Here is a 24,131-nt window from a genome sequence, read left to right as displayed (position 1 = left end):
TGTAAGGGTGCCCGAATGGCTAATCAGGACGCGTCTTTTGAGAACGAAAACCACTTAATCGCTGAGCGCCGCGCCAAGCTTTCCGCACACCGCGAAAAGACCGCCGCCCAGGGGAAAAGTGCGTTTCCCAACGATTTTCGCCGCGACAACCTGAGCGTCGAGCTGCAGGACGCGCTGGGTGACAAGGACAAGGCCGAGCTGGAAGTGCTTGACCAGTACGCTTCGGTCGCCGGGCGCGTCATGCGCAAACGTGGCCCCTTTATCGTGATTCAGGACGTGGCCGGGCAAATCCAGCTTTACGTGGATAAAAAAGGCCTGCCCGACGACGTGCTTGACGACGTCAAAGGCTGGGATATTGGCGATATCGTTGCCGGCCGTGGGCCGGTGCACAAATCTGGCAAGGGCGACCTGTACGTCAAAATGGTCGACGCCACGCTTCTCACCAAAAGCCTGCGTCCGCTGCCGGACAAGTTCCATGGCCTGACCGATCAGGAAGCCCGCTACCGCCAGCGCTACGTTGACCTGATCATGAACCCCGACTCGCGCCGCGTATTTGAAATCCGCGCGGCGGTGATCAGCGCCATGCGCCGCTTTTTTGAAGCCCGCGACTTCATGGAAGTGGAGACGCCAATGCTGCAGCAGATTCCCGGCGGGGCGACGGCGCGGCCGTTCATGACCCATCACAACGCGCTGGACATCGACATGTACCTGCGCGTTGCCCCCGAGCTTTACCTCAAGCGGCTGGTGGTCGGTGGGTTTGAAAAGGTCTTTGAGATCAACCGTAACTTCAGAAATGAAGGGCTCTCCACGCGGCATAACCCCGAATTCACCATGGTCGAGTTTTACTGGGCCTACGCCGACTACCTTGATCTGCTCGACATGACCGAAGCCATGCTGCGCACCACCGCCGAACAGGTGCTGGGCACCACGCTGATTCCGTATCAGGGCGCCGAGTACGACTTTGGCAAAGCGTTTGCGCGCATCACTCTGCGCAACGCGATCCTGACCCATGGCGATGGCATTGTGGATGCCGATCTGGACACGCTGGACGCCGCCCGCGTGCTGGCCGACAAGCTGGGCATTGCGGTCAAGGACAGCTGGGGGCTGGGCAAGCTGCAGACCGAAATCTTTGAAGAAGTGGCCGAGCACAAGCTTGATCAGCCGACGTTCATCATCGAATACCCGGCCGAGGTCAGCCCGCTGGCACGGCGCAATGACGCTAATCCCTTCGTCACCGATCGCTTCGAGTTCTTTGTTGGCGGGCGCGAGATCGCCAACGGCTTCTCGGAGCTTAACGACGCCGAAGATCAGGCCCAGCGCTTTAAAGAGCAGGTGGCGGAAAAAGACGCCGGTGACCTGGAAGCGATGTACTATGATGCTGACTATGTGCGCGCGCTGGAATACGGCCTGCCGCCCACCGCGGGCGAAGGTATCGGCATTGACCGGCTGGTGATGCTGTTTACCGACAGCGCCTCGATCCGCGACGTGCTGCTGTTCCCGGCCATGCGTCCGGAAGCGGACGTGTAGAGACCGGACATCGGGTTGGCAAACGTTGGCAAGTCGGCGCTCAAACGCCCATACTGACTGCGTTTCAAGATGCTGTTTCGACGGTGAAGATCGTTCAGCAAAGGCATCGTTCTATAAGGAGAACCCCATGAAACTGCTTAACCGCTCCGCCTTGAGTGTCAGGCCGACCCAGGAATTTGTGGACTGGATCAACGCGCTTGAGCCTGCCATGGGAGACGATGACCTGGCGTTGGGCGACGTCGAACGCGAGAGTACCGTCTATCTGATTCCCGAAATGGACACGCCCGAGGCGCTTGAAGCCTACGTGCGCGAACGCTACGTGGACATCTTTGAAACCGAGCTGCTTGCCTGGGAAGAAGACGAGAGTCAGTGGCCGGCCGCGCTGGACTGGTCGTTGTTTCAGGCCTTTCTGCGCATTGAGTACAGCTTTCTCGCCGTGGATCTGGATGACGAAACGGCGCTGGAAATCTCGGAAGTCGACGATGCGCTATTGCTCGATAACGAGCCCGACTAGCGCCTACTCGCCTTTTCCCCAAGCGTCCTGAGTCAAGGGCGTCGTGCCACAGCCGCGCCTGCTGGAACCGATTTCGATCCGGTTTCAGCAGGCGCGTTCGTGTGTTTCCCCAAGGATTTTTACCCATGCGACTGACCCATGCGACTGTTTGAAACGCGCGCAGGCGACGATGGCCTGCCGGGCCCCGAGCGCTTTCTTGCCGTGCTGGCGCTGGTTAGCGGTACGCTGATGGCGGTGGTGGATACCACCATGATCAATCTGGCGTTGCCGTCCATTGCCGCCGACCTCAAGGTGACGTCCAGCGACGTGGTCTGGGTCACCAATATCTTCCAGGTGGTGTGCGCGGCGTTTTTGCTGGTCTTTGCCGGGCTCAGCGAACTGGTGACCCGCCGGCGCATTTACCTGTTCGGGCTGGGCACGTTTGTCGTGGCCGCGCTGGGGTCGGCGCTGTCGCGCAATCTGGATACCCTGCTGGTGTTTCGTGCGCTGCAGGGGCTGGGTGCAGCGGCGACGCTGTCCATCGGCCCATCAATCTACCGGCTGATTTTCCCCTCACGCCTGCTGGGCAGCGCGCTGGGGCTCTCCGCGCTGGTGGTGGGCGGTGGCTACGCCGCCGGCCCCACGCTCAGCGGGCTGGTGCTGTCGTTTACCCATTGGCCCTGGCTGTTTGCGCTTAACGTGCCGCTGGGGCTGGCCTCGTTTTTGCTCGCCCGCCATGCGCTGCCCAAAGAAACGCCGCGTCAGGGCAGCTTTGACACGCGCGGCGCGCTGTATTCGATGCTGATGCTGGCCAGCCTGTTTCTGACCATGAACGCAATAGGGCACCGCGCCCCCGTTTGGCAGTGCGCAGGGTTCGGGCTTGGCATGTTGCTGGCCGGCACGGCGTTTATCCGCCGCCAGAGGCGCGCGCCGTATCCGCTACTGCCGCTGCACCTGTTCCGCGAAAAGCGCTTCACCCTGGCGGTGTCGGCCTCGGGCTTTGCCTTTGTGGGGCAGGGGCTGGCGTTTGTCGCGCTGTCGTTTCTCTATCAGGAAAAAATGGGGCTGAGCCCGCTGCTCACTGCCTGGCTGTTTACCCCCTGGCCGCTGGCGCTGATGGTGGTGGGGCCGTTGGCCGGCCGCCTGGCCGACCGGGTGAATCCCAGCGTGCTTTCAAGTATCGGCCTGGGGCTTTTGATCGTGGGGTTTGTCGCGCTGGCGCTGGTGGATGAAAGCACCGGCATTGCCGGCAGCCTGTGGCGCGTTGCGCTGTGCGGTATCGGCTTTGGCCTTTTTCAGCCGCCCAATAACCGCGAGATGATGGCCAGCCTGCCGGCGGCGCGCAGCGCCAACGCCTCCGGGGTAATGAGCACCACGCGCACCGTGGGTCAATCGCTGGGCGTGGCGCTGGTGGGTGCGGCACTGGCGCTGGGGCTGGCCGTGCAGGTGACGCTGTGGCTGGGGGCGTTGACCGCGCTGTTATCGCTGATCGCGAGCGTGGCGCGGATTCCGCTGGCGCGCCGTGCCATGCGCGAGCGTGCATCGTCGCGTAGCGCATAAGCGCGTACCATTGGGGTCATATGCATAAGAACCGTTTATCAAGACCTGTTTATCAAGAACCGTCCGCCAAGGAGATAGCCGTGACGCTGCAGACACAGATTGAGCACAAGCTTGATGCGCTGGCGCCGTCGGTACTGCGCGTGGAGAACGAAAGCCACCGCCACAACGTGCCGCCCAATTCCGAGACGCACTTCAAGGTCACGCTGGTTAGCGAACAGCTTGACGGGCTGATGCCGGTCAAGCGTCATCAGCAGGTCTACAAGCTGCTCGCCGACGAGTTGGCAGGCCCGGTGCACGCGCTGGCGCTGCACCTTTACACGCCGGCAGAATGGCAGGCGCGTGGCGGTGAGCGCCCGGACTCGCCCGACTGCCGTGGCGGCGGCAAGTGAATCAGGAAGTCGTTCGCCGGCAGTACCTTGAGGCCATGGGTATTACTACGCTGGCATCGCGCTACTGCCTGCCCAACGCGCTGGCCACAACGGCCTGCGATTGGGAGCAACCGGCGCCGCAGGCGCCTGCCTCGCCCAGCCAGCGCTTGCATGCGCTGCTTGACGATGCCCAACAGGCCGAAGCCGACCGCCGCGCTGCTGCGCCTGAGCCGGCGGCCAATCCTGCGTCCATCAAGGCGCTGTTGGATGACGTGCCATCACGCGCCGAGCCGGTGCCTGCGCCGGCAGAAAAGGCGCCGACGACTCCTGCCCCCCGTCAGCCGCTGTCCTTTACGCTGTCGGGACTCTGTCTTGGCGGGCGCTGGCTCAGCCTGCACGACGGCGAGCTGACGGCCGAGCAGCGCAAATTTCTGGTTAATATCTATCAGGCGGCGGGCATTGCGCCGTCGGCCATGTCGGCCTGGCAGACATTTACCTGGCCGCCGCTGGCCGATGGCCCCGCCGCCGAAGAGCCGCTGGTTGAAGCCCGCGAAGGCCTGAGCGCCTTTGTCAGCGGTACGGCAAGCCGCAACGGCTGGGTGCTTTCGCACGTGCTGTGGTGGGCCGGTGAGCAGCAAACCCCGCTGGGCGAGGTGCTTGATCCGCATCAGGAAAAAAGCGCCACGCGCTCGAATACGCTTGCGCTGCCGCTATGGCAAGGCCCCGCGCTGGAAACGCTGTTGCATGACGGCGCTGCCAAGCGCGCACTGTGGCCGGCCATCAAGGCGCTGGGCGAGCGCTGGCGCGAGGCGCAGGACGATGACTAGCGTAGCCGCTGATGACGAGGCGACGTTTCGCATAACGGCGTTAACGTCGCAGCATAAAAGCCTGCTTGAAACGGTGGAAGGTATCGCACACAGCGGTGCAACGCCCGCCGAGCTAAAAGAGGCGCTGGGCGCGGCGGATGCCTGTGTGCTGGGTGCGCTTACGGGCGCCGTAGATGCGCCGCAGCTGATGGGGTTTATCCTGCTGGCGCGCCAGCCCTTTGACGCCGAGATTCAGGCCGTTGGCGTGCTGCCCGAACGGCGTGGCCAGGGAGTAGGCGATGCGCTGATGCGCGCAGCACAGCGTATGGCCGAGCGCTTTCACAGCGAACGCCTGTTGCTGGAAGTCAGAGCCGGCAATGCTGCCGCCATTGCGCTCTATCAGCGCCACGGCTTCAGCGTGGACGGGCGGCGCAACCATTATTACCCCGCCGCGTCAGCCAGCGACGCTGGCCGTGAAGATGCGCTGCTGATGTCGCTGCCATTGGCGGCAGGTGAAGCGCAGTAGGCGCCTTCAAACCGTGTCTTTAAGCGGTTTCTTCAAACTTCTGCAGCAGGCCGTTCAGGCGGTGTCCCCACTCTTCGCGCTCCTGCTTGAGCTTCTGGTTTTCTTCGCGCAGCTCGTCGTTTTCCAGCTTGGAAAGCTCAAGCGCTTCTACCGTGGCTGTCACTTTTTGCTCAAGCTGATTGAACAGTTCCTGGCTCATGTCTGTCTCCTGGCGAGTAAGTAAACAATGCAATAATTGTGTGATTCAGCGTGGCCGACGTTCAAGATAGCCGACGACGGCTGGCACAAGGGCTGCGCTGAGCGTAACGCCCACGCCGCGCGCCGGCAAGCGCGACTTAGCCGTCTTTGCGCTGGTAAAGCCGCGCGGTGGTTTCTCCGGCCCGGGTTTGACGATACAGCTGCCAGTGACCGGGTACGACCGGCGTGAGGGTCGACTCGGCCTCCACGTAAATCAGAGCGTCCGGTGACAGCCAGCCGCCGGTTTCAAGCGCGTCGCAGCAGGTGTCGACAAGCCCTTGATGAAAGGGCGGGTCGAGCAGCACCAGATCAAAGGGTTCATCGATGCCTGACGGTCGCGCAAGAAACGCCTGAACGTCCTCGCGAATGACGTCGCCGCTATCGGCCTTTAGCGTGGCCAGGTTCTCCCACAGCTGGGCGGCGGCTTTAGCGTCGCGCTCGATAAAGTCCACGCGCGCGGCACCTCGGGACAGCGCCTCGATCCCCAGTGCGCCGGTGCCGGCAAAGGCGTCCAGCACGCGCTTGCCGTTGAGCGTCTGGCCCAGCCAGTTGAACAGCGTTTCGCGCACGCGGTCCGGCGTCGGGCGCAGCCCCGGCAGATCGGGCACGGGCAGCTGGCGACGGCGGAATTCGCCGCCGATGATGCGCAGCTTGCCGCCTGACCGGGCCTGGCCGCGCGTAGCGTTTTTGCGATCGTTTTGTCGAAAGGAGCGTTTTCGTGTCATGGGCGGGATTGTAGCGTCCTGCTTATCCAAAGTCTTGATGCGCGGTGGTAGGATGGAGGCAATTCTCTTTTTTGACGATGACCCGTTCGGATATTGCCCATGTTTGGTTTTTTTAAACGCAAGAAAAAGCACGATACCCGCGAAACAGCGCCGGAAGACGACAGCACACAGCTCTCTGAGGAAACGCCGGTTGACCGTCAGGGTGAGCAGGACGAGGGCATTGAAGCGCCGACGCCGCCCGCCGCGGATGAAGCAGCGGCTGATGAAAAGCCCGCGCCGACGCCGATACCGCCCGTCACCGAGGCCGAGCACAAGCCTGACCCGGACGCTGAGCCCAAACTTGAATCGGAACCGGAACCGGAACCGGAACCGGAACCACAATCAGAGCCAGAGCCAGAGCCGGAACCAGAACCTGAGCCAGAGCCTGAGCAGGCAACGGCGACTCAGCCGCAGCCGGCAGCACGGCCGGAGAAAAAGGGCTGGCTGTCGCGCATCAAGGCCGGGCTGGGTAAAACCCGCGCTAACCTGACCGACGGCGTTGCCGATCTGTTTCTGGGCAAAAAGCAGATCGACGACGAATTGCTGGAAGACCTGGAAACCCAGCTGTTAATGGCCGATGTGGGTATCGAAGCCACCACGACGATTATCGAGCGGCTCGAGGCGCGGGTGTCGCGCAAGGAAATCAGCGATCCGCAGGCGCTGTATCAGGGCCTGCAAGAAGAGCTGGCCGCTATGCTGGAGCCGGTTACCACACCGCTGAGTCTGGAGAAAAGCGGCGACGGCCCCTTTGTGATTCTGGTGATAGGCGTGAACGGCGTGGGCAAGACAACCACCATCGGCAAGCTTACCCAACGCTTTCAGCAAGAGGGCAAAAGCGTGATGCTGGCCGCCGGCGATACCTTCCGTGCCGCGGCGGTAGAGCAGCTCAAGGTCTGGGGCGAGCGCAATAGCGTGCCGGTGATTGCCCAGCATACCGGCGCCGACAGCGCCTCGGTGGTGTACGACGCGGTGGCCGCCGCCAAGGCGCGCGGCGTTGATGTGCTGATCGCCGATACCGCCGGCCGGCTGCACAACAAGGGCTACCTGATGGAGGAGCTGAAAAAGGTGCATCGGGTGATACAAAAGCTCGACGCCAGTGCGCCCCACGAGGTCATGCTGGTGCTGGATGCCGGCACCGGCCAGAACGCGATTACTCAGGCCAGCACCTTTAACGAAGCCGTGCCGGTCAGCGGCATTACCCTGACCAAGCTGGATGGTACCGCCAAGGGCGGGGTGATTTTTGCGTTGGCCAAGCAGCTGAAAACGCCGATCCGCTTTATTGGCGTGGGCGAGGGGCTGGATGATCTGCGCCCCTTCGTCGCCAACGACTTTGTTGGCGCGCTGTTTGACCGCCAGGAAGATGACAGCCGCGAATGATCGCCTTCGAGAACGTCGGCAAGCGTTACGGCGGGCGCTTTGAGGCGCTGTCCCACCTGAGCTTTCGCGTCGGGCGGGGCGAGATGGTGTTTCTGACCGGCCACTCCGGCGCCGGCAAGAGTTCGCTGCTGCGTCTGATCATGCGGCTTGAGCGCCCCAGCCGTGGCCGCGTGGTGGTTGCCGGGCACGACATCGCCGAGTTGCACGCAAGCCAGGTGCCGTTTTATCGCCGCCAGATTGGCGTGGTGTTTCAGGATCACCAGCTGTTGTTCGACCGCTCGATATTTCACAACGTGGCGCTGCCGCTGGAAATTCAGGGCGCGTCGCCGCGCGAAGTGGCGCGACGGGTGCGGGCCTCGCTGGACAAGGTCGGGCTGCTGCACCGCGAACGTGCGCTGCCCATCGAGCTATCCGGCGGCGAACAGCAGCGCGTGGGGATTGCTCGCGCCGTGGTCAACAAGCCAGCGTTGCTGCTTGCCGATGAGCCCACCGGTAATCTGGACCCGCAGCTGTCGGCCGACATCATGGCGCTTTTTGAAGACTTCAACCGCATCGGTACCACGGTGATGATCGCCAGCCACGATCTGGCGCTGATCACCCAGCTGCGTCACCGCATGCTGCGACTCAGTGACGGGCGTCTGGTCGCCGATGAGGGGGCACAATGACATCGCCACGCAAACCGGCGACCACGCCGCGCCGCACTGCCCAGCCCAAACGCGCCGCCACGTCTTCCGCCGCAAACAAGCCCGCGGCGTCGCCAACCCGTACCGCCAGGCCGACGCTTTCCAGCTCGCGGCTGGCCAGCCGCTTTCAAGCCTGGGTGCGCCACCACAAGGCCATGGCCGTGGATAGCATCCGGCGGCTGTTGCGCTATCCTATCGGCAGCCTGCTGACCATGCTGGCGATCGCCATTGCGCTGGTGCTGCCCGCCGCGCTGTGGCTGACCCTTTCCAGTGCGCGCCTGCTGGATGCCGAGCTGGACGACAGCGCCACGCTGACGGTGTATCTGCAATCCCGCGTGGATACTGCTCAGGCCGGGCGCGTCGAGCAGGCGGTGGCCGCGGAGCCTGCCGTTCAGGGAACGCAGCTGATTACTGCCGAGCAGGGCATGGCGGATTTTCAGCAGGCGCTGGGACTTGCCGACGCGCTTGACGGGCTTGAGGATAATCCGCTGCCGGCAAGCATAGTGGTGACGCCCGACAGCCCGTCGCCCAAGGCCATGCAGGCGCTTTCCCGGCGGCTGAGCGAGCTTGCCGGGGTGGACGAGGTGCGCGTGGATCTGGCCTGGATCGAGCGGCTGCGTCACCTGGCCGAGCTGGGCCAGCGCGTGACGCTGGCGCTGGGCGTGCTGTTCGGGCTTGGCGTGCTGCTGGTGGTGGGCAATACTATCCGGCTGGCGGTAGAAAGCCGCCGGCGCGAAATCGAGGTGGTGATGCTGATCGGCGCGACCCACGCATTCGTGCGCCGGCCGTTTTTGTACAGCGGCGCCTGGTACGGCTTGGGTGGCGGGCTTCTCGCGCTGGGGCTGCTGACTCTGGGCGGGCGCTGGCTGGCGCTGCCGGTACAGGCGCTGGCGGCAAGCTACGGCGCAGGTTTCACTCTGCCGGCGCTAGGCATCGCGGGCTCTACAATCCTGCTTTTTTGCAGTACAATACTCGGCTGGCTGGGCGCGTGGGTTGCCGTCACGCGGCACTTGGCCAGCATCAAGGCACGGTAGGCGAGAAGACGCTTTTACGGCATATTCCGCTGAATAACCGGGCAAACGCACTAAACGTGGTGCGAAAGGAACTTTTTTCCAGTTATAACGTCTATTGCTTTAGTTCAAGACAGTTCTTAACGACGGCTGTTAACGACGGCTGTTAACGACGGCTGTTAACGATAGGCTGTTAACGATAGTTCCAGTCAACCACATTGGGTTATCAGGGAGACCATCTGCACATGAGCAACAGTCTTCTACCGGTGGGTCAGCTTTCTCCAGGTCAGGATCTGGGCGGCTATACACGCGCGGTCAGCAGTATTGCGGTATTAAGCGCTGAAGAAGAGCGCGCTCTAGCCTGGCGTCTTTACGACGACGGCGATCTGGAAGCGGCGCGCCGTCTGGTGCTGTCGCACCTGCGCTTTGTGGTTCATATTGCGCGCAGCTATTCCGGCTACGGGCTGGCGCAGTCTGACCTGATTCAGGAAGGTAACGTCGGCCTGATGAAGGCCGTCAAGCGCTTTGACCCGAATCAGGGCGTGCGGCTGGTGTCGTTCGCCGTGCATTGGATCAAGGCCGAAATTCACGAGTTCGTGCTGCGCAACTGGCGCATCGTCAAAATTGCCACGACCAAGGCGCAGCGCAAGCTGTTCTTCAATCTGCGTAGCGCGAAAAAGCGTCTGGCCTGGCTCAATAATGACGAAGTCAACGCGATTGCCAAGGACCTCGACGTCAAGCCCGCCGTGGTGCGCGACATGGAAGGGCGGTTGACGTCGTATGACGCCGGCTTTGATGCCTCCCCGGGCGACGACGAGGACAGCAGCAGCGCCTACCGGGCGCCGGTGAACTTCCTGAACGACGCGGCCGCCGACCCGGCCACGCAGCTGGAAGACAGCGACTACGAGCAGGACGCGTCGCGCCGCCTTCAGGGCGCGCTTGAAGGGCTCGACGAGCGCTCGCGGGATATTCTCCAGCGCCGCTGGCTGGCCGAGCACAAGGCAACGCTGCACGACCTGGCCGCGGTTTACGGTGTATCCGCCGAGCGTATTCGCCAGCTTGAGAAAAACGCGATGAAAAAGCTGCGCCATAAAATGGGCGATACGTTTTTCGCCTGATGACGTTCGCTCAATACGTTCAGTCTGTGCGGTAACATCGCAAAAACGGCGCCTTCAGGGCGCCGTTTTCACGTGGGTGGATTGTACTGATATAGATTGTGCCGATGCGCTGCGTTAAGCGCTCTGCGCGACAGGGCACATCAGCCGCGCCGAGAGCAGCGCCCACTGGTCGTCCCAGTACGCGGTGGGGCGGTGTTTGAAATCGCTGCGCACGTACTGGGAAATGCGCCCTTCGGCGTGAGCCATCAGCAGGTTGGCCGCGGCTGAGGCGGGAATGCAGGGGCGCAGCCCTTCGTGCAGCTCGGCTTCGCGCAGCACCTGCTTGAGCTGCAGTTCCAGGCGCTCGAACAGCTGATGCACGCGCTGGCGCAGCCTTGCGGTCTCGCCGGTCAGGGCGTCGCCGCCCATGACTCGAGCAAGCCCCGGATTTTTTTCTGCGAAGCCCAGCAGCAGCGCCACAAGGGTGCCGCAGCGCTCGGTGGCGTTGGGAACGTCGCTTAAAATCCGGGTAACGCGGGCAAAAATGCTTTCCTCGATAAAATCGATCAGCCCTTCAAACATGCGCGCCTTGCTTGGGAAATGGCGGTACAGCGCGGCTTCCGACACGCCGACCTGGCGCGCCAGCGCGGCGGTGGTAATGCGTTTGCCGCTGTCCTCTTCGAGCATCTGCGCGAGCGCCTGAAGGATCTGCTCGCGGCGGCGCGGCTTGTGCTTCTCGCTCATGGTCATGCCCTCCCTGGCGGTTATTCGGTGTCGGTAATCAGCGTACCTACCCCGGCGTTGGTGAAAATCTCCAGCAGCACCGCATGGGGCACGCGCCCGTCGATGATGTGAGCACTTTGCACGCCGCCCTTGACCGCATCCAGCGCGCAGCGAATCTTGGGCAGCATGCCGCCGTGAATAGTGCCGTCGCTGATCAGTCCGTCGACCTGCGCGGTGGTTAGCCCGGTCATCACCTCGCCGGTCTCGTCCATCAGCCCGGCGACATTGGTCAAAAGCATCAGCTTTTCGGCAGACAGCGCCTCGGCTACCTTGCCGGCCACAAGGTCGGCGTTGATGTTGTAGCTGTTGCCCTCGCCGTCGACGCCAATCGGTGCGATCACCGGGATGAAGTCGCGTTCGGTGAGCATCTCGATCAGGTCGGTAGAGATCGACTCGACTTCGCCCACGTGGCCGATGTCGATGATTTCCGAGGCCTGGTGCTCGGGGTTTTGCTGTTCGACATGCAGCTGTCTGGCGCGAATTTGCGCGCCGTCCTTGCCGGTCACGCCGATGGCCTTGCCGCCGCACTGGTTGATCAGGTTGACGATGCTTTTGTTGACCAGCCCGCCCAGCACCATTTCCACCACGTCCATGGTTTCGGCGTCGGTCACGCGCATGCCGTTGATAAACCGCGACTCGATATTGAGCTTGCCCAAAAGCTCGCCAATTTGCGGGCCACCGCCGTGGACGACCACCGGATTGATGCCCACTTCCTTCATCAGCACGATGTTGCGGGCAAAGGAGTCAATCAGGGTGTCTTCGGTCATGGCGTTGCCGCCGTATTTGACCACGACGGTTTTGCCGGAAAACTGCTGGATATAGGGGAGCGCCTCCGACAGCACTTCCACAACGACCTGGGGGTCGCGACTGGCTGAGTTCATCTGTTGTGATCCCTTGCTGGTGTGCTTTTGCCGATACCCTGTATGGACAAGCTTTAATTATCGTTTGATGAAGCATTTTTTTTATAAAGAAGCAGCGTCGACGGCGAGCTACGGGCTTTCGGGCAGCGCAAGCGTGGCGTCAACCTGACTCAGCGCGGCGGCAAAGCGCGCCTTGATGCGCGCCAGGGCGGCGTCGCTTTTGCCCTCAAAGCGCAGTACCAGAACCGGCGTGGTGTTCGAGGCGCGGCACAGGCCCCAGCCGTCGGGGTAATCCACGCGGATGCCGTCGAGCGTGGTTTTGATACCTTCGCCGAAGTCGCCTTCACGGGCAAGTTTCTCGACCAGCGCAAACTTGGTGGCGTCGGTCACTTCGATGTTGATTTCCGGGGTGCCCACGTCAAGCGGGAAACCCTGAAAGAAGGTGTCGGCATCGTCTTGCTGGCCGGCAAGGATTTCCACCAGCCGCGCGGCGGCGTACAGGCCGTCGTCAAAGCCGTACCAGCGTTCCTTGAAGAACACGTGGCCGCTCATTTCGCCGGCCAGTGCCGCGCCGGTTTCTTTCATCCGCGCCTTGATCAGTGAGTGGCCGGTGCGCCACATTTCGGGCTCGCCGCCGGCCTGTTCGATCACCTGAGTCAGGTTGCCGGTGCATTTGACGTCAAAAATCACCTTGGCGCCGGGGTTGCGGCCGAGCATGTCGGTGGCAAAGGCCATCAGCAGGTGGTCGGGGTAGATGAGCGTGCCGCTGGGGGTAATCACGCCCAGGCGGTCGCCGTCGCCGTCAAAGGCCAGGCCGATATCGGCGCCGGTCTCTTTTACTTTCGCGACCAGATCGACGAGGTTTTCCGGCTTGCCGGGGTCGGGGTGGTGGTTGGGAAAGGTGCCGTCGATGTCGTCGAACAGCGGCACGGTGTCGATACCCAGCCGGCGGATCAGTTCGGGCCCCAGCTCGCCGGCCACGCCGTTGCCGCAGTCAACCACGGCCTTGAGCGGGCGCTTGACGTGGATATCGCCGACGATGCGGTCCAAATAAGCCTCGCGCAGGTCTTCTTCGCCGATCTGGCCTTCGCCATGGGTCAGGTTATTATCGACGATGCGCTGGTAGAGCGCGGTAATCGCCTCGCCCGAGAGCGTCTCGCCACCGAGCACGATCTTGAAGCCGTTGTAGTTCGGCGGGTTGTGGCTGCCGGTGACCATGACGCCGGAGGCCGTGCCGTCGAGTACGTGAGTAGCAAAGTAAAGCACCGGCGTGGGCACCATGCCGACGTTGATCACGTTCTGGCCGGCGGCGGTCAGCCCGCGGATCAGCGCGGCCTGCAGGCGCTCGCCCGAGAGGCGCCCATCGCGCGCCACGACCACGGTGGTTTCGCCGCGGGCGCTGGCTTCGCTGCCGATGGCGTGGCCAATCAGCGCGACGCTGTCGTCGGTCAAGGTGTCGTCAACGATGCCGCGAATGTCGTAGGCACGGAAAATGGAGGCGTTCAGGGAGGCGTGGGTCATGGTCGTCTCTGTATGCAATCAAACGATAAAAAAGATATTAACGCGCGCCGGTGCTGCCGAAGCCGCCGTCGCCGCGCTGGCTTGCCGTGAAGTGCTCGACCACCTCAAGCTCGGCCTGCACTACGGGTACCAGCACGTACTGGGCCAGGCGCTCGAACGGCTCGACGGTAAAGGCGCGCTGGCCGCGGTTCCACACCGAGATCATCAGCTCGCCTTGATAGTCGGCATCGATCAGCCCGACGAGGTTGCCCAGCACAATGCCGTGTTTGTGACCCAGCCCCGAGCGCGGCAGGATCATCCCCGCAAGGTTCGGGTCGCGGATGTAAATGGCCAGACCGGTACGCACAAGCTCGCAGTCGCCGGGCTCAAGGGTCAGCGGCGCGTCGAGCAGCGCGCGCAAGTCCATGCCGGCGGACCCTTCGGTGGCGTAGGTGGGCATATGGTCGCGCAGGCGCTCGTCCAGCAGTTGGCATTCAAGGCGCGGGCGGGCAGCGGCAGTGGTCATGATGATTCCTTGGTATGTGTCGGTGTCGGGGCGGGTAATAGTGCCAGCGCGCGCTGGATGACCGTCCGTGCTAGCCGGGTTTTGGGCTGGGGCGGCTGGTGCTCGCTGGTGTTGCCCGAGGGTGTGCGCCACAGTAGCCAGGCGGCGTTGTCGTCGCTGCCAAAGCCCAGCCCGGCGGTGGATACGTCGTTGGCGACAATCATGTCCAGCGCCTTGCGCGCGAGCTTGCCGGCGGCGTAGCGTTCGACGTCCCGGGTTTCGGCGGCAAAGCCGACCACCACCGGCGGGCGTTGGGCCGTTTCCAGCGCGGCGACCTCGGAAATAATGTCGGGGTTTTTGATCAGCGTCAGCGTCAGGGTGTCGTCGTTATCGGTTTTCTTGAGCTTGTGCGCGGCCGTCTCGGCGGCACGGTAGTCGGACACCGCCGCACAGCCGATAAACACGTCGGCGTCGGGCGCCAGTCGCAGGGCGGCGGCGTGCATCTCGGCGGCGGATTCCACCGCGACGGCCTCGGCGCCGAAAGGCGTGGAAAGGGCGACCGGGCCGCTGATCAGCGTGACCCGCGCGCCCTGTTCCAGGGCGGCAGCGGCCAGCGCGTAGCCCATTTTCCCCGAGCTTTTATTAGACAAAACGTGCTTGGTCAAATAGCGTACCGGATCAAGCGCTTCGCGGGTGGGGCCTGCGGTGATCACTATGTGCTTGCCGGTGGCGGCGCCTGCCGGCGGCGCCAAACGCGCGAAGAGCGCGGCGACGATGTCGTCGGGTTCGCTCATGCGCCCGGGGCCGTTATCGCCGCAGGCCTGATCGCCGGCATCGGGGCCGATCAGCTGCCAGTCGTCCGCGTTCAGCGTGGCAACGTTGCGCTGGGTGGCCGGGTGGCGCCACATGGCCTGGTTCATCGCCGGGGCAATCAGTTTGGGCGCATTACTTGCCAGACATAACGTCGTGAGCAGGTCATCGGCAAAGCCGTGAACCAGGCGCGCGATGAGGTCGGCGGTGGCCGGTGCGATAAGTATCACATCCGCCCAGCGCGCCAGCTCAATATGGCCCATGCCGGCCTCGGCGTCGGTGTCTAGCAGCGAGGTGCGCACCGGCTCGCCCGACAGCGCCTGCAGCGTCATCGGGGTAATAAACGCCTGGGCGCCGTGGGTCATCACCACACGCACCTCGCAGCCGGCCTGTTTGAGCTGGCGTGTAATCAGCGCGCTTTTGTACGCGGCAATGCCGGCGCTTACGCCCAGCAGCACGCGTTTTCCCGACAACGTCAAAGCAGCCATAGCGGAATCCTGCCTCTGTGTTTCCTGAATTCAGGTTTTTCAAGAGGCTTACCATACCATTCGCGCCGCCGCTTTGGCATGCTGAGCGAACGGGCACTGGCCATGGACGACAGGCAGGAACGACACGGAGGCAGAGAGCGCTTATGGGCATCAATCACTGGCCGGAAGGTGAGCGGCCGCGGGAAAAACTGCTGCATCTGGGCGCACAGGCGCTGTCGGATGCCGAGCTGCTGGCGATTTTTTTGCGCGTTGGCGTGCGCGGACGCTCGGCGGTGGATCTGGCACGTGATTTGCTCTCGCAGTTTGGCGGGCTGCGCCCGCTGCTGGAGGCCGACCGTCAGAGTTTCTGTGCGGGCAAGGGGCTGGGCGATGCCAAGTTCGCCCAGCTGCAGGCGACCCTTGAGCTATCGCGTCGGCATTTGGCCAGCCAGCTGGCGCGCGGCAATGCGCTGACCTCGCCGGCGCTGGTGCGCCACTATTTGACGTCCCAGCTGCGCCACCTCGGGCATGAGGAGTTTGCCGCGCTGTTTCTGGATACCCAGCACCGCATTATCCGCTTTGAGTCGCTGTTTCGCGGCACCCTGGACAGCGCCTCGGTGTACCCGCGTGAGGTGGCCAAGCGCGCGCTTGCGCTTAACGCCGGCGCGGTGATTCTGGCGCACAATCATCCGTCCGGGGTGGCTGAGCCAAGCGATGCCGACCGGCGCATTACCCAGCGGCTGACAGACGCACTGGGGCTTTTTGACATCCGCGTGCTGGACCATTTTGTGGTGGGCGACGGCGAGGTGGTGTCGTTTGCCGAGCGCGGCTGGATATAACGCGCGTTTTGTGCGATATTATGCGCCCTTTACTGCCGTGTCTTTGCGGCGGTTTTCTTAATATATCGAAGGTTGCACTTTAGAGGGACAGAGGCACAGCCGACCGTTTCCTCTCGGTGAGGGCTTGCGACGGGATGATTCCGCTTATAAAAGCGGTTTTTCTTGCTGGTGTCGGCAACCTCTGGTATAAAGTGCCACCTTTGAACTTGGGTTGAATAACGGGTTTGGGAAAAGTCGCGGCATAACGCGTCGGTTGCCTCCCTGCTCCGAACTGCCCGACGGTTTTGAAAACGACTTTGAACAACTCGCCAAGCGGTTGGAGGCTCTCATGTCCAATGTATGTCAAGTTACCGGCAAGCGTCCGGTATACGGTAATAACGTTTCTCACTCTCAGCGTAAAACGCGTCGCCGTTTTGCGCCGAACCTGCACTCGCACCGTTTCTGGGTCGAGTCGGAAAACCGCTTCGTCAAGCTGCGCGTTTCCTCCAAGGGTATGCGCATCATCGACAAGAAAGGCATCGACAGCGTACTTGCCGATATGCGCAAGCGCGGCGAATCGTTCTAAATAAGCCTTCGGGTCAGGTTTTGGTTCAGTTTTTGAGCCTGTTTTTGGGAGAGTTACACCATGCGCGACAAGATTAAACTGGTATCCAGTGCCGGTACCGGCCACTTCTATACCACTGACAAGAACAAGCGGAATACCCCCGACAAGTTCGAGTTCAAGAAATACGATCCGGTGGTACGCAAGCACGTGATGTACAAGGAAGCCAAGATCAAGTAAGCGCTTATGATTGGCTTTCTCCGCAGGCGAGCGCCTGTTGAAAAACCCGGCTTCGTGCCGGGTTTTTGCATGTGCGCTGCCCTGTACCTGTATCGCTACCTTGCCGCCGTCTGGCTAACCTCCGGGAGACAGCGCCATGCCTGAACTGCCCGAAGTGGAAACCACGCGCCGCGGCATTGCCCCCTACGTAGAAGGGCAGGAAATCACCGAGGTGCGCGTGCGCCACACCCGCTTGCGGGTACCGGTGCCCGACGACCTGACCGAACGGCCGGTGGGCGCGCGCATGGGCACGCTCAGGCGCCGCGCCAAGTATCTGCTGGTGCCGCTTGAGGGGGCGTCGCGCGAGGAAGTGCCGGGCACGTTGCTGTGGCATCTGGGCATGTCGGGCAGCCTGCGTATTGCGCAAGTGGGTGATTTGCCCAAAAAGCATGACCACATCGACGTAGTGCTGGCCAATGGCCATGTGCTGCGCTACCACGACCCGCGCCGCTTCGGCTTTGTCGACTGGCTGCAGGCTGACGAGCAGTACGATTCGCGCCTGGCACACCTGGGGCCGGAGCCGCTATCCGACGCGTTTACCGGCGAGCGATTGCACCAGCTGTCGCGCGGTAAACGCATGGCGGTCAAGCCGTTCCTGATGGATAACCGCATGGTGGTTGGCGTAGGCAACATCTACGCCGCCGAGGCGCTATTCATGGCCGGAATTGACCCGCGCCGCGCCGCCGGACGCATCGCCCGGGTGCGCTATGAGCGTTTGGCCGATGCTGCCAAAGAGGTGCTGGCCGCGGCGATTACCCAGGGCGGCACCACGCTGCGCGATTTTGTCAGCGGGCAGGGCGAGCCGGGCTATTTTGCCCAGCAGCTTAACGTCTACGGCCGCCAGGGGCAGCCCTGCCGGCGCTGCGGCGCCTTACTCAAACACATTACCCTTGGCCAGCGGGCCAGCGTCTACTGCCCCGTATGCCAGCGCTAGCCCTTGTCGCTAGCCCCTGTATTAGCCCCGAACGGGAGAGACTCGTGAGCCAACCTCTGCGACTGAAAAAAAATGCTGACCGCCGTTTGAAGGCCGGGCATCTATGGATCTACTCCAACGAAGTGGATATCCGCGAAACGCCGTTGAAAGCCTTTGAAAGCGGCGCGCTGGCTCGGGTAGAAGAGGCCAACGGCCGCGCGATCGGGGTGGCCTACGTCAATCCCAACTCGCTGATCTGCGCGCGGATCATGTCCCGCGATCCGGCGATGAAGATTGACCGCTCGCTGTTTGTCCACCGCTTCAAGCAGGCGCTTTCGCTGCGCGAACAGTTTTATGCCCAGCCGTTTTACCGGCTGATTCATGGCGAAGGCGATTTGCTGCCGGGGCTGGTAATCGACCGCTTTGGCGACATCCTCGTGGTGCAGCTCAATACCGCAGGCATGCAGGCGCTCAGCGAGGCCATTGTTGACGCGCTGGAAAAAGTCATCAAACCCTCGGCCATCGTGTTCCGCAACGATACCGGCGGCCGCCGCCAGGAAGGGCTGGAGGCCCAAGTGGAAGTGGTCAAGGGCACGCTACCCGACGAAGTATTGATCGAAGAAAACGGCGCGCGCTTTGTCGTGCCGGTGCTCGACGGTCAGAAAACCGGCTGGTTCTTTGATCACCGCGATAACCGCGCCTGGCTTAACCGCCACGTGGCCGGCAAGCGCGTGCTGGACGTGTTCAGCTACGTGGGCGGCTGGGGTGTACAAGCGGCGGCCAGCGGCGCCTCTGAGGTGCTGTGCGTGGACTCATCAGCCCCCGCGCTTGAGCGGGTGGCACGTAATGCCGAGCTTAACGGCCTGCAAGAGCAGGTCGCTATTGGCCAGGGCGATGCCTTTGAGGTGCTGGCCGCGCTCAAGGCCGAAGGTGAGCAGTTTGACGTGGTGGTGCTCGACCCGCCCGCGTTTATCAAAAAGCGCAAGGATATTCCCAACGGCGAGCGCGCCTACGCCCGCCTGAACCGCGAAGCCATGCGTCTGCTGGGCCGCGACGGGCTGTTGCTGTCGGCTTCGTGCTCGATGCATCTGGCACCCGAGCGTCTGGTTGACGTGGTACGCGGCGCGGTGCGCCATCAGGATCGTCACGGCCAGGTGATTTTTCAGGGCCATCAGTCGGCGGATCACCCGATTCACCCGGCGATTCCCGAAACGGCCTACCTCAAGGCGCTGGGCGTGCGGGTCTTTCGTGACTAGGTGCGTCCACGGTTAACGGCATGCTATACGCGGTTTTGCTTTGGCAGGTAAGATCATTGGTGGCCAACACCAATAATAAACCTGACCCGCAAGGAGCCCTGCATGCACGTTGCCGTCCCCAAGGAAATCAAGAACCATGAATACCGCGTCGCGCTGACCCCGGCCGGCGCGCGTGAGCTTCTCGAGCACGACCACGAGGTAAGCGTACAGGCCGGCGCCGGCGAAGGTGCCGGCTTTGACGACGCCGATTACCGTGCTGCCGGCGCCCGCATTGAAGGCGACGTAGACGCGCTGTGGCAAAACGCCGGGCTGATCCTCAAGGTCAAAGAACCCCAGCCTGAAGAAGTGGCACGCCTGACGCCCGAGCATACGCTGTTCACCTACCTGCACCTTGCCGCCGAAGAAACCCTGACCCGTGGTTTGATGCAAAGCGGGGCAACCTGCATTGCCTATGAAACCGTGATCGACGGGCGTGGCGGCCTGCCGCTGCTGGCGCCCATGAGCGTGGTAGCGGGGCGTATGGCCGTACAGGCAGGGGCTCACAGTCTGGAAAAAGCCCAGGGCGGCGCCGGCGTATTGCTGCCCGGCGTACCCGGCGTGGCACCCGCCAACGTCAGCGTGATCGGAGGTGGCGTAGTGGGTGAAAGCGCTGCCCGCATGGCGTGGGGGCTGGGGGCCAACGTGCGCATTCTGGATACCAGCCTTGCCCGGCTGACCGAGTTGGATAATCGCTATCAGGGGGCGATCAGCACGGTATATGCCACGACGGAGGCCCTTGACCGCGCGGTGCGCGAGTCGGACCTGATCGTCGGCGCGGTGCTGCTGCCCGGCGCCGCCGCGCCCAAGCTGATTAGCCGTGCCATGCTGGCCGATATGCAGCCGGGCAGCGTGCTGGTCGATGTCGCCATTGATCAGGGCGGCTGTTTTGAAACCAGCCGACCCACCACGCATGCCGAGCCGATCTATGTGGTTGATGGCATTGTGCATTACTGTGTGGCCAACATGCCGGGCGCGGTGGCGCGCACCTCGGCACAGGCGCTGACCAACGCCACGCTGCCGTTCGTGCTGGCATTGGCCGACAAGGGTTGGAAGCAGGCGCTCGCCGATGATCCGCACTTTTTGCCCGGCCTGAACGTCCACAAGGGTCAGGTAACGTATCAGGCCGTGGCAGAGGCGTTCGGGCTTGAGCTCACCGATCCGGCAAGCATCGTCTCGGCGTAGCGCGGCGCCGTTGGCTCATTCCGGCTTATTCATTCATGCTTCTTAATAGTGGGGCGGGCGTTCGTCGTCGGGCGGCGCGTCGCTTTCACCCGGCGTTGGTGTCTGTCCATGCGATGGCTCGTGAGAGCGCTCGCGCAGCCGTTCGCGCATCAGCGCGCTGATCTTTTCCAGTGCGTCCAGCCGTCGCTGTTGGTCGATCACGGTCTGGTCTAGGGTATCGAGCCAGTCTTCCTGATAGGCGAGGCGGGTTTCCAGTGCTTCCAGACGCGCGTCTAGTGCGGCAGGCGACAAGTTGTGGGGCATGATAACATCGCAGTCTTGTAGAGTATGGCCGGTGCCGTTAAGCCGGCACCGGTTGATAAACGGCGTTTGCCGCAAGTAACGGCGGCCTTGGCGCCGCGTATCGGGACGATGTATTGTCCTTCCTTTGTTATCCATACAACAAGCGAGCTTTTTATATCCATGAATCCAAAAGTTGTGTTGCGCTGTATTCTGATCAGTATCCTGCTGGCCGCGCCGGCACCGTTTCTGCTGATGGGCATTTTTCATCTGATAGGTGTGCCGCTCGTTGACGAGTGGATCGCCGAACTGGCCCGGATAGGGGGCGGGGTCAGCGTGTATTTTGCCACTGTGCTGGGCGGCTTCGTACTGCTGTGCATCGGTACGCTGGCGGCCGCTGTGCTGGCACCGCCGATGGTCGTACAGGCCGCCGGCGCGCCTGCCGCAGCGCCGGTGCGGGCCAAATCCGCCGCGCGCCAGCCGGCACCCGCCGAACCTGCCCCGCGCGAACCCGAGGATGACGACTGGGACGATGAAGAAGAGGACGTCATCGACCCCAATGACGGGCGCGAAGAAGGCGACGTCAAATGGTTCAACACCAATAAAGGCTACGGCTTTATTACCCGGGATAACGGCGAAGACGTCTTTGTGCACTTCCGTGCGATTCGTGGCCGTGGCCCGCGCATGCTGCATGAAGGCCAGATCGTGCGCTATCAGGTGATCAAGAACGAACGCGGCCTGCAGGCCGACGATGTCAGCATCATCGAATAGCCTAAAACCCTGCGCACAACAAAAACCCCGCTACGGCGGGGTTTTTGCGTACGGGGCTTGGCAAGCGGGGTGGGTGAGCGTGGCGCGCGAGCTAGCCGGGCCAGTGGATCGGACCTTCCTCGCCGTTGGGCAGTACCTGCCAGAAGCGGTCCGGGTCATCGCCGGGGCTCCAGCCGCCCAGCGAACAGCGTACTTTAACGCCCAGTGCGGCGGCGGCGTGCCGGGCGGCGTCCTGATCGGTTGGCCACGGCGTCTGGTCGCTGTCAAACCACAGGCTGGAAAAGCCGTCGGAAGCGTTTTCCACCAGCAGCACCGGCACGGGCTGTCCGTGGCATGTGCCCGTGGTGCGCCATTGGCCCTTGCCCGCCGGCATTAGGGGAGCGGCCTCCAGCGTTTCGCTCAGCCAGGCATCCAGCACGCCGGCCGGCGTGCGGGCAAGATACAGCTCAATATCCGGATAGCGCTCCATCAGGCGGGCTCCTGTACGGGAACAAACAGCGCTTCGAGGGTGGTTTCGTAGATGCGGCTGAGTGTGTCCAGATCGTCGGCGCGAATGCGCTCGTTGACCTTGTGAATGGTCTCGTTCAGCGGACCCAGCTCGACCACCTGGGCGCCCAGCGTGGCAATAAACCGGCCGTCGGACGTGCCACCGGAGGTGGACAGCGTTGGGCGTTCGCCGGTGACGGCCTCGACGCCCTTGACCGTGGCGTCAACCAGCGCGCCTTCGGCGGTTAAAAACGGCGCGCCGTTGAGGGTCCAGTCCAGCTCGTACGTCAGCCCGTGAGCATCCAGCAGCGCCTCGGTACGCGCCTTGAGTTCGTCGTGGGTGACTTCCGTGGAAAAGCGGAAGTTGAGCACCACCTCAAGTTCGCCGGGAATCACGTTGGTGGCACCGGTGCCGGCGCGCAGGTTGGAAATCTGAAAGCTGGTGGCGGGAAAAAAGTCATTGCCGTTGTCCCAGCGTTCCCGGGCCAGCGCATCCAGCGCCGGCATGGCCTGATGCACGGGGTTGCGCGCCAGATGCGGGTAGGCCACATGGCCCTGAATGCCTTTCACCCGCAGCACGCCGCCGAGCGAGCCGCGCCGCCCGTTCTTGATCACGTCCCCCAGCCGCGCGGTGGAAGACGGCTCGCCGACGATGCAGTAATCCAGCCGCTCGTGGCGCTCGCGCAGGTGTTCGACCACGGCGCGGGTGCCGTCAACCGCGGGGCCCTCTTCGTCGGCGGTGATCAGAAAAGCGATGCGTCCGTCGTGATCGGGGTGCGCGGCAACAAAGCGTTCCACCGCGGTGACCATGGCCGCCAGGCTGCCTTTCATGTCCGAGGCTCCGCGCCCGCAGAGCATGCCGTCGTCGTCAATACGCGGCTCGAACGGCGGATATTCCCAGCCGCTTTCCGGCCCGCTGGGCACCACGTCGGTGTGGCCGGCCAGGGCAAGCACCGGGCCGTGGTGGCCGCGTGTCGCCCAGACGTTTTCGACCTCGCCGAAGGGCAGGCGCTCAATGTGGAAACCGAGCGCCTCGAGGCGCTCGATGAGCAGTGCCTGGCAGCCCTCGTCGTCGGGGGTGACCGACGGGCGACGCATCAGGTCAAACGCGAGTTGAAGCGTCGGTGAGAGCGCGTCCGGCTCAGTTATGGGCATGCAGCGCCTCGTTCAGCGCCACGGCACTCTTGTTGGTCAGGCACTCGATACGGCCGTTTTGCGAGTTGCGGCGCAGCAGCAGGTCGTTCTGGCCGGCCAGCTCGCGGGCGGCCACGGTATCGGCGTCGTTGCCGTCAGCGTCGATCAGCGTGATCTTGGCGCCGGCGGTAATGTAGAGGCCGGACTCCACGGTGCAGCGATCGCCCAGCGGAATGCCGATACCCGCGTTGGCACCGATCAGGCAGCCTTCACCCACCTTGATGACGATGTTGCCGCCGCCGGAAAGGGTGCCCATGGTCGAACAGCCACCGCCCAGATCCGAGCCCTTGCCGACCATCACGCCGGCGGAGATGCGGCCTTCGATCATGCCCGGGCCTTCGGTGCCGGCGTTGAAGTTGACAAAGCCTTCGTGCATGACCGTGGTGCCTTCGCCGAGGTAGGCGCCGAGGCGCACGCGGGCGGTGTCGCCGATACGAATGCCGCCGGGCACCACGTAGTCGGTCATTTTGGGGAACTTGTCGACGCAGTCCACGCTGAGGGCACGGCCGGCCAGGCGCGCTTTCAGGCGGCGGGCGGGCAGCTCTTCGATGTCGATCGCGCCTTCGTTGGTCCAGGCGATGTTGCGCAGCAGGCCGAACATGCCGGTGAGGTCAACGCCGTGGGGCTTGACCAGACGGTGCGACAGCAGGTGCAGCTTGAGGTAGACCTCGGGAGCGGTTTGCGGCGGCTGATCGGTCTCGATGAACATGGCGACCAGCGGACGCTGGCTGATGGCAAAGGCCTCGGCAAGCTCGGCCTGCTCGGGGTGGCCGGCGGCCTTGAGCGCTGCGGCAAGGCGCGCGCAGTCTTCGGGCAGAAAGCTGATGGCGGCGTTGCCTTCCGGGGCGCCCAGCGCTTTTTTGGCTGCTGCGACAAGGCTGTCGTCCGGGCTTGATAACGGCGCCGGGTAATAGATCTCGAGCCAGTTGCCCTGGGTGTTCTGGGTGCCAATGCCAAGTGCAAAGCTGAGCATAAAAGT

The 24,131-nt window shown here is 63.1% G+C and carries 28 protein-coding genes; 17 read left to right on the top strand and 11 right to left on the bottom strand.

Annotated features, from left to right (window positions below; translation table 11 throughout):
• Positions 1-15 precede the first annotated feature (15 nt).
• The 6 genes from lysS (at position 16) to B5495_RS06525 (ending at position 5,280) form a co-directional block, all read left to right on the top strand.
• Positions 16-1,527, top strand: coding sequence for a lysine--tRNA ligase (gene lysS / locus B5495_RS06550; protein ID WP_079552334.1), 1,512 nt, complete (start codon positions 16-18; stop codon positions 1,525-1,527).
• 127 nt (positions 1,528-1,654) lie between these two features.
• Positions 1,655-2,041 (top strand): hypothetical protein, encoded by a 387-nt coding sequence (locus tag B5495_RS06545; RefSeq protein WP_079552332.1) that lies wholly within the window; start codon positions 1,655-1,657, stop codon positions 2,039-2,041.
• Positions 2,042-2,179: 138 nt separating this feature from the next.
• A complete protein-coding gene (locus B5495_RS06540; protein WP_079552330.1) occupies positions 2,180-3,580 on the top strand; it encodes an MFS transporter in 1,401 nt (466 codons plus the stop codon).
• 80 nt (positions 3,581-3,660) lie between these two features.
• On the top strand, positions 3,661-3,969 hold the full coding sequence (locus B5495_RS06535) for a BolA family protein (RefSeq protein WP_079552328.1): 309 nt from the start codon (positions 3,661-3,663) through the stop codon (positions 3,967-3,969).
• Positions 3,966-4,775 (top strand): hypothetical protein, encoded by an 810-nt coding sequence (locus tag B5495_RS06530; RefSeq protein ID WP_154045233.1) that lies wholly within the window; start codon positions 3,966-3,968, stop codon positions 4,773-4,775. The genes B5495_RS06535 and B5495_RS06530 overlap by 4 nt, the downstream gene beginning before the upstream one ends.
• Positions 4,768-5,280 carry a GNAT family N-acetyltransferase gene (locus B5495_RS06525; RefSeq protein WP_079552325.1) on the top strand — a complete coding sequence of 171 codons (513 nt, stop codon included), beginning with the start codon at positions 4,768-4,770 and terminating at the stop codon, positions 5,278-5,280. The genes B5495_RS06530 and B5495_RS06525 overlap by 8 nt, the downstream gene beginning before the upstream one ends.
• A gap of 19 nt (positions 5,281-5,299) precedes the next feature.
• On the opposite strand, the gene zapB is transcribed toward B5495_RS06525, so the two are convergent.
• Positions 5,300-5,479 (bottom strand): cell division protein ZapB, encoded by a 180-nt coding sequence (gene zapB / locus B5495_RS06520; RefSeq protein WP_079552323.1) that lies wholly within the window; start codon positions 5,477-5,479, stop codon positions 5,300-5,302.
• A gap of 136 nt (positions 5,480-5,615) precedes the next feature.
• Positions 5,616-6,242: a 16S rRNA (guanine(966)-N(2))-methyltransferase RsmD gene (gene rsmD / locus B5495_RS06515; protein WP_079552321.1), complete on the bottom strand. Its 627-nt coding sequence runs from the start codon at positions 6,240-6,242 to the stop codon at positions 5,616-5,618.
• A gap of 99 nt (positions 6,243-6,341) precedes the next feature.
• Here rsmD and ftsY point away from each other — a divergent pair, with 99 nt between their 5' ends.
• From ftsY to rpoH, 4 genes are all read left to right on the top strand, one after another.
• Positions 6,342-7,658, top strand: coding sequence for a signal recognition particle-docking protein FtsY (ftsY, locus tag B5495_RS06510; protein WP_079552319.1), 1,317 nt, complete (start codon positions 6,342-6,344; stop codon positions 7,656-7,658).
• Positions 7,655-8,323 carry a cell division ATP-binding protein FtsE gene (gene ftsE, locus B5495_RS06505; protein ID WP_079552317.1) on the top strand — a complete coding sequence of 223 codons (669 nt, stop codon included), beginning with the start codon at positions 7,655-7,657 and terminating at the stop codon, positions 8,321-8,323. The genes ftsY and ftsE overlap by 4 nt, the downstream gene beginning before the upstream one ends.
• Positions 8,320-9,375, top strand: a complete 1,056-nt coding sequence (gene ftsX / locus B5495_RS06500; RefSeq protein ID WP_079552315.1) for a permease-like cell division protein FtsX — start codon at positions 8,320-8,322, stop codon at positions 9,373-9,375. The genes ftsE and ftsX overlap by 4 nt, the downstream gene beginning before the upstream one ends.
• Before the next feature lie 221 nt (positions 9,376-9,596).
• A complete protein-coding gene (rpoH, locus tag B5495_RS06495; protein WP_079552313.1) occupies positions 9,597-10,469 on the top strand; it encodes an RNA polymerase sigma factor RpoH in 873 nt (290 codons plus the stop codon).
• A 114-nt stretch (positions 10,470-10,583) separates the two neighbouring features.
• On the opposite strand, the gene slmA is transcribed toward rpoH, so the two are convergent.
• The 5 genes from slmA to coaBC form a co-directional block, all read right to left on the bottom strand.
• Positions 10,584-11,192: a nucleoid occlusion factor SlmA gene (gene slmA / locus B5495_RS06490; protein ID WP_079552312.1), complete on the bottom strand. Its 609-nt coding sequence runs from the start codon at positions 11,190-11,192 to the stop codon at positions 10,584-10,586.
• 20 nt (positions 11,193-11,212) lie between these two features.
• Positions 11,213-12,112 (bottom strand): acetylglutamate kinase, encoded by a 900-nt coding sequence (gene argB, locus B5495_RS06485; protein ID WP_079552310.1) that lies wholly within the window; start codon positions 12,110-12,112, stop codon positions 11,213-11,215.
• Positions 12,113-12,220: 108 nt separating this feature from the next.
• Complete coding sequence (locus B5495_RS06480) at positions 12,221-13,612, bottom strand: phosphomannomutase/phosphoglucomutase (RefSeq protein WP_079552308.1); 1,392 nt, start codon at positions 13,610-13,612, stop codon at positions 12,221-12,223.
• 37 nt (positions 13,613-13,649) lie between these two features.
• Positions 13,650-14,117 carry a dUTP diphosphatase gene (gene dut, locus B5495_RS06475; RefSeq protein ID WP_079552306.1) on the bottom strand — a complete coding sequence of 156 codons (468 nt, stop codon included), beginning with the start codon at positions 14,115-14,117 and terminating at the stop codon, positions 13,650-13,652.
• Entirely contained in the window at positions 14,114-15,394 is a 1,281-nt protein-coding gene (coaBC, locus tag B5495_RS06470; protein WP_079552304.1) for a bifunctional phosphopantothenoylcysteine decarboxylase/phosphopantothenate--cysteine ligase CoaBC, read from the bottom strand. Before coaBC ends, dut begins: the two co-directional genes overlap by 4 nt.
• Before the next feature lie 143 nt (positions 15,395-15,537).
• On the opposite strand from coaBC, the gene radC reads away from it, so the two are divergent.
• From radC to ald, 6 genes are all read left to right on the top strand, one after another.
• A complete protein-coding gene (gene radC / locus B5495_RS06465) occupies positions 15,538-16,212 on the top strand; it encodes a RadC family protein (protein WP_079552302.1) in 675 nt (224 codons plus the stop codon).
• 328 nt (positions 16,213-16,540) lie between these two features.
• Complete coding sequence (gene rpmB, locus B5495_RS06460) at positions 16,541-16,777, top strand: 50S ribosomal protein L28 (RefSeq protein WP_079554936.1); 237 nt, start codon at positions 16,541-16,543, stop codon at positions 16,775-16,777.
• 60 nt (positions 16,778-16,837) lie between these two features.
• The gene (rpmG, locus tag B5495_RS06455) at positions 16,838-16,993 is read left to right on the top strand and encodes a 50S ribosomal protein L33 (protein WP_027337782.1); all 156 of its coding nucleotides are present in this window, start codon (positions 16,838-16,840) and stop codon (positions 16,991-16,993) included.
• Positions 16,994-17,129: 136 nt separating this feature from the next.
• Entirely contained in the window at positions 17,130-17,966 is an 837-nt protein-coding gene (gene mutM / locus B5495_RS06450) for a bifunctional DNA-formamidopyrimidine glycosylase/DNA-(apurinic or apyrimidinic site) lyase (RefSeq protein ID WP_079552300.1), read from the top strand.
• A gap of 44 nt (positions 17,967-18,010) precedes the next feature.
• Positions 18,011-19,201: a class I SAM-dependent rRNA methyltransferase gene (locus B5495_RS06445; protein ID WP_079552298.1), complete on the top strand. Its 1,191-nt coding sequence runs from the start codon at positions 18,011-18,013 to the stop codon at positions 19,199-19,201.
• Positions 19,202-19,303: 102 nt separating this feature from the next.
• Positions 19,304-20,422, top strand: a complete 1,119-nt coding sequence (ald, locus tag B5495_RS06440) for an alanine dehydrogenase (protein WP_079552296.1) — start codon at positions 19,304-19,306, stop codon at positions 20,420-20,422.
• A 42-nt stretch (positions 20,423-20,464) separates the two neighbouring features.
• Here the strand turns inward: ald and B5495_RS06435 are convergent, their stop codons facing one another.
• A complete protein-coding gene (locus B5495_RS06435; RefSeq protein WP_079554935.1) occupies positions 20,465-20,725 on the bottom strand; it encodes a SlyX family protein in 261 nt (86 codons plus the stop codon).
• A 159-nt stretch (positions 20,726-20,884) separates the two neighbouring features.
• On the opposite strand from B5495_RS06435, the gene B5495_RS15015 reads away from it, so the two are divergent.
• Positions 20,885-21,472, top strand: a complete 588-nt coding sequence (locus B5495_RS15015; protein WP_079552294.1) for a cold-shock protein — start codon at positions 20,885-20,887, stop codon at positions 21,470-21,472.
• Between the two features lie 91 nt (positions 21,473-21,563).
• Here the strand turns inward: B5495_RS15015 and B5495_RS06425 are convergent, their stop codons facing one another.
• Genes B5495_RS06425 through dapD form a run of 3 tightly spaced genes read right to left on the bottom strand, consistent with a single transcriptional unit; the run spans position 21,564 to position 24,125 of the window.
• A complete protein-coding gene (locus tag B5495_RS06425) occupies positions 21,564-21,941 on the bottom strand; it encodes a hypothetical protein (protein ID WP_172824531.1) in 378 nt (125 codons plus the stop codon).
• Positions 21,941-23,113, bottom strand: coding sequence for a succinyl-diaminopimelate desuccinylase (dapE, locus tag B5495_RS06420; protein ID WP_079552290.1), 1,173 nt, complete (start codon positions 23,111-23,113; stop codon positions 21,941-21,943). Before dapE ends, B5495_RS06425 begins: the two co-directional genes overlap by 1 nt.
• Complete coding sequence (gene dapD / locus B5495_RS06415; protein WP_079552288.1) at positions 23,100-24,125, bottom strand: 2,3,4,5-tetrahydropyridine-2,6-dicarboxylate N-succinyltransferase; 1,026 nt, start codon at positions 24,123-24,125, stop codon at positions 23,100-23,102. Before dapD ends, dapE begins: the two co-directional genes overlap by 14 nt.
• Positions 24,126-24,131: the final 6 nt, after the last annotated feature.

The organism is Vreelandella subglaciescola (assembly GCF_900142895.1).
GTDB classification, from domain to species: Bacteria; Pseudomonadota; Gammaproteobacteria; order Pseudomonadales; family Halomonadaceae; genus Vreelandella; species Vreelandella subglaciescola.
Note: the sequence above shows the minus strand (reverse complement) of the source record. Positions and strands in the feature narration are given on the sequence as shown.

Bases quoted from the DNA above. Each gene is read 5' to 3' on its own strand.
- B5495_RS06545 (WP_079552332.1), top strand. From the start codon at position 1,655: ATGAAACTGCTTAACCGCTCCGCCTTGAGTGTCAGGCCGACCCAGGAA.
- B5495_RS06525 (WP_079552325.1), top strand. From the start codon at position 4,768: ATGACTAGCGTAGCCGCTGATGACGAGGCGACGTTTCGCATAACGGCG.
- rpoH (WP_079552313.1), top strand. From the start codon at position 9,597: ATGAGCAACAGTCTTCTACCGGTGGGTCAGCTTTCTCCAGGTCAGGAT.
- rpmG (WP_027337782.1), top strand. From the start codon at position 16,838: ATGCGCGACAAGATTAAACTGGTATCCAGTGCCGGTACCGGCCACTTC.
- rsmD (WP_079552321.1), bottom strand. From the start codon at position 6,242: ATGACACGAAAACGCTCCTTTCGACAAAACGATCGCAAAAACGCTACG.
- ftsE (WP_079552317.1), top strand. From the start codon at position 7,655: ATGATCGCCTTCGAGAACGTCGGCAAGCGTTACGGCGGGCGCTTTGAG.
- dut (WP_079552306.1), bottom strand. From the start codon at position 14,117: ATGACCACTGCCGCTGCCCGCCCGCGCCTTGAATGCCAACTGCTGGAC.
- B5495_RS15015 (WP_079552294.1), top strand. From the start codon at position 20,885: ATGAATCCAAAAGTTGTGTTGCGCTGTATTCTGATCAGTATCCTGCTG.
- argB (WP_079552310.1), bottom strand. From the start codon at position 12,112: ATGAACTCAGCCAGTCGCGACCCCCAGGTCGTTGTGGAAGTGCTGTCG.
- ftsY (WP_079552319.1), top strand. From the start codon at position 6,342: ATGTTTGGTTTTTTTAAACGCAAGAAAAAGCACGATACCCGCGAAACA.
- coaBC (WP_079552304.1), bottom strand. From the start codon at position 15,394: ATGGCTGCTTTGACGTTGTCGGGAAAACGCGTGCTGCTGGGCGTAAGC.
- B5495_RS06480 (WP_079552308.1), bottom strand. From the start codon at position 13,612: ATGACCCACGCCTCCCTGAACGCCTCCATTTTCCGTGCCTACGACATT.
- lysS (WP_079552334.1), top strand. From the start codon at position 16: ATGGCTAATCAGGACGCGTCTTTTGAGAACGAAAACCACTTAATCGCT.
- zapB (WP_079552323.1), bottom strand. From the start codon at position 5,479: ATGAGCCAGGAACTGTTCAATCAGCTTGAGCAAAAAGTGACAGCCACG.
- B5495_RS06435 (WP_079554935.1), bottom strand. From the start codon at position 20,725: ATGCCCCACAACTTGTCGCCTGCCGCACTAGACGCGCGTCTGGAAGCA.
- ald (WP_079552296.1), top strand. From the start codon at position 19,304: ATGCACGTTGCCGTCCCCAAGGAAATCAAGAACCATGAATACCGCGTC.
- dapD (WP_079552288.1), bottom strand. From the start codon at position 24,125: ATGCTCAGCTTTGCACTTGGCATTGGCACCCAGAACACCCAGGGCAAC.
- B5495_RS06540 (WP_079552330.1), top strand. From the start codon at position 2,180: ATGCGACTGTTTGAAACGCGCGCAGGCGACGATGGCCTGCCGGGCCCC.
- dapE (WP_079552290.1), bottom strand. From the start codon at position 23,113: ATGCCCATAACTGAGCCGGACGCGCTCTCACCGACGCTTCAACTCGCG.
- mutM (WP_079552300.1), top strand. From the start codon at position 17,130: ATGCCTGAACTGCCCGAAGTGGAAACCACGCGCCGCGGCATTGCCCCC.
- ftsX (WP_079552315.1), top strand. From the start codon at position 8,320: ATGACATCGCCACGCAAACCGGCGACCACGCCGCGCCGCACTGCCCAG.
- slmA (WP_079552312.1), bottom strand. From the start codon at position 11,192: ATGAGCGAGAAGCACAAGCCGCGCCGCCGCGAGCAGATCCTTCAGGCG.
- radC (WP_079552302.1), top strand. From the start codon at position 15,538: ATGGGCATCAATCACTGGCCGGAAGGTGAGCGGCCGCGGGAAAAACTG.
- B5495_RS06425 (WP_172824531.1), bottom strand. From the start codon at position 21,941: ATGGAGCGCTATCCGGATATTGAGCTGTATCTTGCCCGCACGCCGGCC.
- rpmB (WP_079554936.1), top strand. From the start codon at position 16,541: ATGTCCAATGTATGTCAAGTTACCGGCAAGCGTCCGGTATACGGTAAT.